This window comes from Aeromonas molluscorum 848, from assembly GCF_000388115.1.
GTDB lineage: Bacteria > Pseudomonadota > Gammaproteobacteria > Enterobacterales > Aeromonadaceae > Aeromonas > Aeromonas molluscorum.
The window spans coordinates 1-5,670 of sequence record NZ_AQGQ01000216.1; the positions used below are offsets into that span (position 1 = coordinate 1).

The 5,670-nt window shown below is 63.8% G+C and carries 2 protein-coding genes and 1 pseudogene; 1 reads left to right on the forward strand and 2 read right to left on the reverse strand.

The features are described from left to right. Window positions 1–2,537, forward strand: a 2,537-nt coding sequence (gene purL, locus G113_RS18695; RefSeq protein WP_005908780.1) for a phosphoribosylformylglycinamidine synthase, incomplete at its 5' end; no start/stop codon positions are given. A 73-nt stretch (window positions 2,538–2,610) separates the two neighbouring features. Here the strand turns inward: purL and nuoN are convergent. Both nuoN and nuoM read right to left on the reverse strand, forming a co-directional pair. Then, the gene (gene nuoN / locus G113_RS18700) at window positions 2,611–4,074 is read right to left on the reverse strand and encodes an NADH-quinone oxidoreductase subunit NuoN (protein ID WP_005908783.1); all 1,464 of its coding nucleotides are present in this window, start codon (window positions 4,072–4,074) and stop codon (window positions 2,611–2,613) included. A 123-nt stretch (window positions 4,075–4,197) separates the two neighbouring features. Next, window positions 4,198–5,670: pseudogene (gene nuoM, locus G113_RS18705) on the reverse strand (NADH-quinone oxidoreductase subunit M); the annotation flags it as partial.

The following is a 5,670-nucleotide window of genomic DNA, read 5'->3' on the forward strand; positions in this document are numbered from 1 at the left end:
CATCGAGCATGGCCTCCGGCCAGTCCGCCGAGGATCTGGACTTTGCCTCGGTACAGCGCGACAACCCCGAGATGGAGCGTCGTTGCCAGGAAGTGATCGATCGCTGCTGGCAGCTGGGGGATGAGAACCCCATCGCCTTCATTCACGATGTGGGTGCCGGTGGCCTCTCCAACGCCATGCCCGAATTGGTCAATGACGGTGAGCGAGGTGGTCGTTTCGATTTGCGTGCCATCCAGAGCGACGAGCCGGGCATGAGCCCGCTGGAGATCTGGTGCAACGAATCCCAGGAACGCTACGTACTGGCGGTTCCTCAGGAGAAGCTTGCGCTGTTCCAGGCACTGTGCGAGCGCGAGCGCGCCCCTTATGCCGTGATAGGTACCGCCACCGCCGAGCCGCATCTCACGCTGTCCGACAGCCACTTCGACAACCAGCCCATCGACCTGCCCCTGGACGTCCTGCTCGGCAAGGCGCCCAAGATGCACCGCGATGTGCAGAGCCTGCCTGCCCAAGGCAAGGCCCTGATGCTGGATGGCGTGACGCTGTCTGATGCCGCCGAGCGGGTACTGCGCCTGCCGACGGTCGCGGAGAAATCTTTCCTCATCACCATTGGCGATCGCACAGTGACCGGTCTGGTCAATCGCGACCAGATGGTCGGCCCCTGGCAGATCCCGGTGGCCGATTGCGCCGTCACCGCCGCCACCTATGACAGCTATCACGGCGAAGCCATGTCCCTGGGTGAGCGCACCCCGGTGGCACTGCTCTCCCACGCAGCCTCTGCCCGCATGGCGGTCGCCGAGGCGCTTACCAACCTGGCACCGGCTCACATCGGCTCCTTGAAGCGGGTCAAACTCTCTGCCAACTGGATGTCTGCCGCCGGTCACCCTGGCGAAGACGCTGGCCTCTATGAGGCGGTCAAGGCGGTGGGTGAAGAGCTCTGCCCGGCCCTTGGCATCACCATTCCGGTCGGCAAGGACTCCATGTCCATGAAGACCCGCTGGCAGCAAGATGGCGAGGAGCGCAGCGTCACCTCGCCGCTCTCCCTGCTCATCACCGCCTTCGCGCGGGTCGAGGATGTGCGCAACACCGTCACGCCGCAGCTGCGTACCGACTTGGGCGAAACCGATCTTATCCTGATTGACCTTGGCAACGGCAAACAGCGTCTGGGTGCCTCCGCCCTGGCTCAGGTCTATCGTCAACTGGGCGACAGCGCGCCGGATCTTGACAATCCGACTCAGCTCAAGGGCTTCTTCAACGCCATCCAGGCGCTGGTGGCCGATCGCAAGATAGTGGCCTACCACGACAGATCCGACGGTGGTCTCTTCGTCACCTTGACCGAAATGGCTTTCGCCGGTCACTGCGGCCTCGACATCCAGCTCGATCGCGTCGGTGGTGAGCTGCTGCCAGCCCTGTTCAACGAAGAGCTGGGCGCTGTCATCCAGGTGCGCCGAGCCGACAAAGAAGCCGTCATGACACTGCTGGCGGGTCACGGTCTGGCCGCCTGCGCCCATGTCATCGGCAGCGTCGACGACCAGGACAGCCTGCGGTTCAGTCGCGCCGGGCAAGAGGTCTATCGTGCCAGCCGCACCGCCCTGCGCACCCTCTGGGGTGAAACCAGCTGGCAGATGCAGCGCCTGCGTGACAACCCCGAGTGTGCCGATCAAGAGCATGCCGCCCGTCAGGATGCGACCGACCCGGGTTTGCAGGCTCGCTTGAGCTTCAACCCCGCCGAGGATGTGGCCGCGCCCTATATCGCCCGCGGGGCTTCTCCCCGTCTGGCGGTGCTGCGCGAGCAGGGGGTCAACTCCCATGTGGAGATGGCCGCCGCCTTCGACCGTGCCGGTTTCACCGCCGTCGATGTGCACATGAGCGACATCCTCGAGGGACGCATTGAACTGGACCAGTTCCAGACTCTGGTCGCCTGTGGCGGTTTCTCCTACGGTGACGTGCTGGGCGCCGGTGAAGGCTGGGCCAAGTCCATCCTGTTCAATGAAGGGGCCCGCGAGCAGTTCCAGCGCTTTTTCGAACGCGCCGACACCCTGTCCCTCGGCGTGTGCAACGGTTGCCAGATGATGTCCAATCTGCGCGAGCTTATCCCGGGGGCCGACTTGTGGCCGCGCTTCGTGCGCAACCGCTCCGAGCGCTTCGAAGCCCGCTTCAGTTTGGTGGAAGTGCAGGATTCACCCTCTGCCTTCTTCGCGGGCATGACCGGTTCCGTGATGCCCATCGCCGTCTCCCACGGGGAGGGACGAGTGGAGCTGCGTGATGCCGCGCATCTGAGTGCACTTCAGGCCAGCGGCCTGGTGGGGCTGCGTTTCGTGGATAACCGGGGCATTGTCACCGAACAGTATCCGGCCAATCCGAACGGCTCGCCAGATGGCATCAGCGCCGTGACCACGACTGACGGTCGCGCAACTATCATGATGCCGCACCCTGAGCGGGTGTTCCGCACCGTGGCGAACTCCTGGCACCCGGACAACTGGGGTGAGGATGGCGCCTGGATGCGGATGTTCAGAAACGCTCGCGTGCGTCTGGGTTAATCCCGGCCAAGTGCGCAGCACCCAGTCAAAAACCGGCCATGATGGCCGGTTTTTTATGCTCGCTCGGAGGGTGCTAGTGCAGCACCAGCTTCTCGAAGCCCTGCACCAGGCTGATGACGGGTTGGGGGTAGATGCCCATGGCCAAGACGATGATGGCGGAGAGCAGCACCACCAGCCCCCCGGAAGAGAAGGCCCAGTCGGCCTTGGCATCGCGCACAGGCATGCCGGGTTCGCGCAGGTAGAGGGTGACCATGACGCGCAAGTAGTAGTAGAGCCCCAGGGCGCTGCCAAGCACGATGGCGCCACAGAGCCACCACAGCTGGGCATCGACCGTCACCCCGATGAGATAGAACTTGCCGATAAAGCCCAGGGTCATGGGGATACCCGCGAGGGAGAGCATCATCACCGTCATGACGGCGGTCAGGTAGGGGCGATGCCAGAACAGGCCCCGATAGCTGTGCAGGGAGTCCGCATCCTTGCCGCGATAGGGGCTGGACATCATGCTGATGACCCCAAACGCCCCCAGGCTGGTGAACAGATACATCAGCAGGTAGACGCCGGCGGCCTCCACCGGGATCTGGCCGAGGCGGCTTGCGACCACCACCGCCAGCAGGTAGCCGAAGTGGGCGATGGAGGAGTAACCCATCATCCGCTTGATGTTGGTCTGGATCAGCGCCAACAGGTTTCCTACCACGATGGAGAGCACCGCCATGGCCGCCAGCAGCCAGTGGATCATGGGATCCGAGGTGGCCGGCACCGCCAGGTAGAAGCGCAGCAAGACGCAGAACACGGCAATCTTGCTGACGGTGGCAAGGAAGGTCGCCACCGGGGCCGGTGCGCCTTCATAGACATCCGGGGTCCAGAGGTGGAAGGGGGCGAGCGACAACTTGAACGCGAAGCCGACCAGCATCATTCCCAGGCCGCCCATCAATAGCGGCTGGTGAGCTGGGCTGGTGGCGAGCGTCTGCCCGAGATCATTGAAACTCAGGCTGCCCGCCTGGGCATAGAGCAGCGCCATGCCGAACAGCAGGAAGGCGGTGGCGGCGGCGGAGAGCACCATGTACTTGATGCTCGCCTCCAGGGAGTGGCGCTCGCGATAGGCGTAGCCGACCAGGCCGAACATGGGCAGGGTCAGCATCTCGATCCCGATAAACAGCGACGCGAGATGGCGGGAACCCGCCAGCACCAGGCCACCGGCGGTGGCGATCAAGAGCAGCAGGTAGAACTCTTCCCGGTTGTCCGGGTAGCCCTTGAGCCAGGAGCGACCGAAGGTACAGGTCGCCAGGGCGCCGATGAGCACCAGCCCCATGTAGAAGACCGCATAGCTGTCCACTTGCAGCAGGGGAGTGACCCCCTGATCCCCCTGAGCCATGACGATGGGCAGGGAGAAGAGGGCCAGGTTCAGACCCGTGATGGTCACCACGAAGGCGGTGTCATCGCAGCGCTTCCAGGCGATGGCGAGCATCAGGGCGACCATGGCCCCGGTGGTCAGCAACAGGGGCAGCAGGGCGAGCAGCTGGGAAGCGGTGAAGGTCATAACAGTGCTCCTGTCGTGGACAAGGGAGGCAACAGGGCCAGTCGTTGAAAAACAGCGGCGATCATTACGCGGCTCCCATCATGAGCAAGGCAGAGAAGAGGGCCGGTTGAGGTGTCGAGGCCATCATTGGGCGACTCCAGTGTCGGACTGCACATACCAATGCAACACGTTCAGCAGGCTGCTGCTGGCGGTGTCGAGCACGGGTTGCGGGTAGAGACCGAGCAGCACCAGCAGACCGGCGATGGTCAGCATCATGGCCAGCTCCCGTCTGTCCAGGCCCTTGAGGACGCTCTCGTCCTTGGGAGCACCGAAGCAGGCGCGCTGCAGCATGATGAGGGAGTAGACCGAGGCCAGCACCAGGCCGAAGGTGGCGATGATGGTGATGATGGGGGCCACCTGGAAGCTGCCGATGAGGATCAGGAACTCGCCGACGAAGTTGCCGGTACCCGGCATGCCAAGGGAGGCCACCGAGAAGAACAGCATGACGCCGGGCAGGTAGCGCAGCCGACCCCAGAGGCCGCCCATCAGGCGCAGGTCCCGGGTGTGCAGCCGCTCGTAGAGCTGACCGCACAGGATGAAGAGACCGGCGGCGGAGAGGCCGTGGGCGATCATCTGCACCACTGCCCCTTGCAGGGCCAGCTCGCTGCCCGAATAGATGGCGATCATCACGAAGCCCATGTGGGAGATGCTGGTGTAGGCCACCAGACGCTTGATGTCGGTCTGGGCGAACGCCAGCAGGGCGCCGTAGACGATGCCGAAGAGGCCAAGGAGCATGGCGTAGGGGGCGAACTCGGCGGAGGCCTCCGGGAACAGCGGCAGGGTGAAGCGCAGCAGGCCGTAGGCGGCGGTTTTGAGCAGGATGCCCGCCAAGTCCACAGAACCCGCGGTCGGTGCCTGGCTGTGGGCGTCCGGCAACCAGCCATGGAGCGGTACCAGCGGCATCTTGACCGCGAAGGCGATGAAGAAGCCCAGCATCAGCAGCCACTGCACGCCCTTGCTCATCGGGGTGTTGAGCAGGTCGAGGTAGTTGAAGGTGAAGACGCCGGTGCTGGCGTGGTGGGTCAGCACCAGCCCGAGGATGGCCACCAGCATGATGAGGCCGCTTGCCTGGGTGTAGATGAAGAACTTGGTGGCCGCGTTGATCCGGGACTTGCCATTGACCCCTGAGTGGCCCCAGAGCGCGATCAGGAAGTACATGGGAACCAGCATCATCTCCCAGAAGAAGAAGAAGAGGAACAGGTCCACCGCCATGAAGACGCCGAGCACCCCCCCCGAGGATCCAGAGCAGATTCAGGTGAAAGAAGCCGATGCGCTGCACGATTTCCTTCCAGGAACAGAGGATGGCCAGCACGCCGATAAAGCTGGTGAGCATCACCATCAAAAGCGACAGACCATCCACCGCCAGGTGCAGGGAGATGCCAAAGCGGGGGATCCAGGGCAGCTGCAACTCGGCAACCCAGACGGGCGTCCCCTGAGTTAGCATGGAGAAGTCACCACCGAGCCAGATGGCGCCCGAGATCAGCAGACAGGCACTCATCGACAACAGGGCGACCCAACGGACGAATTGCCCGCCGAGTCGCTCCATCTGCCAGCAGA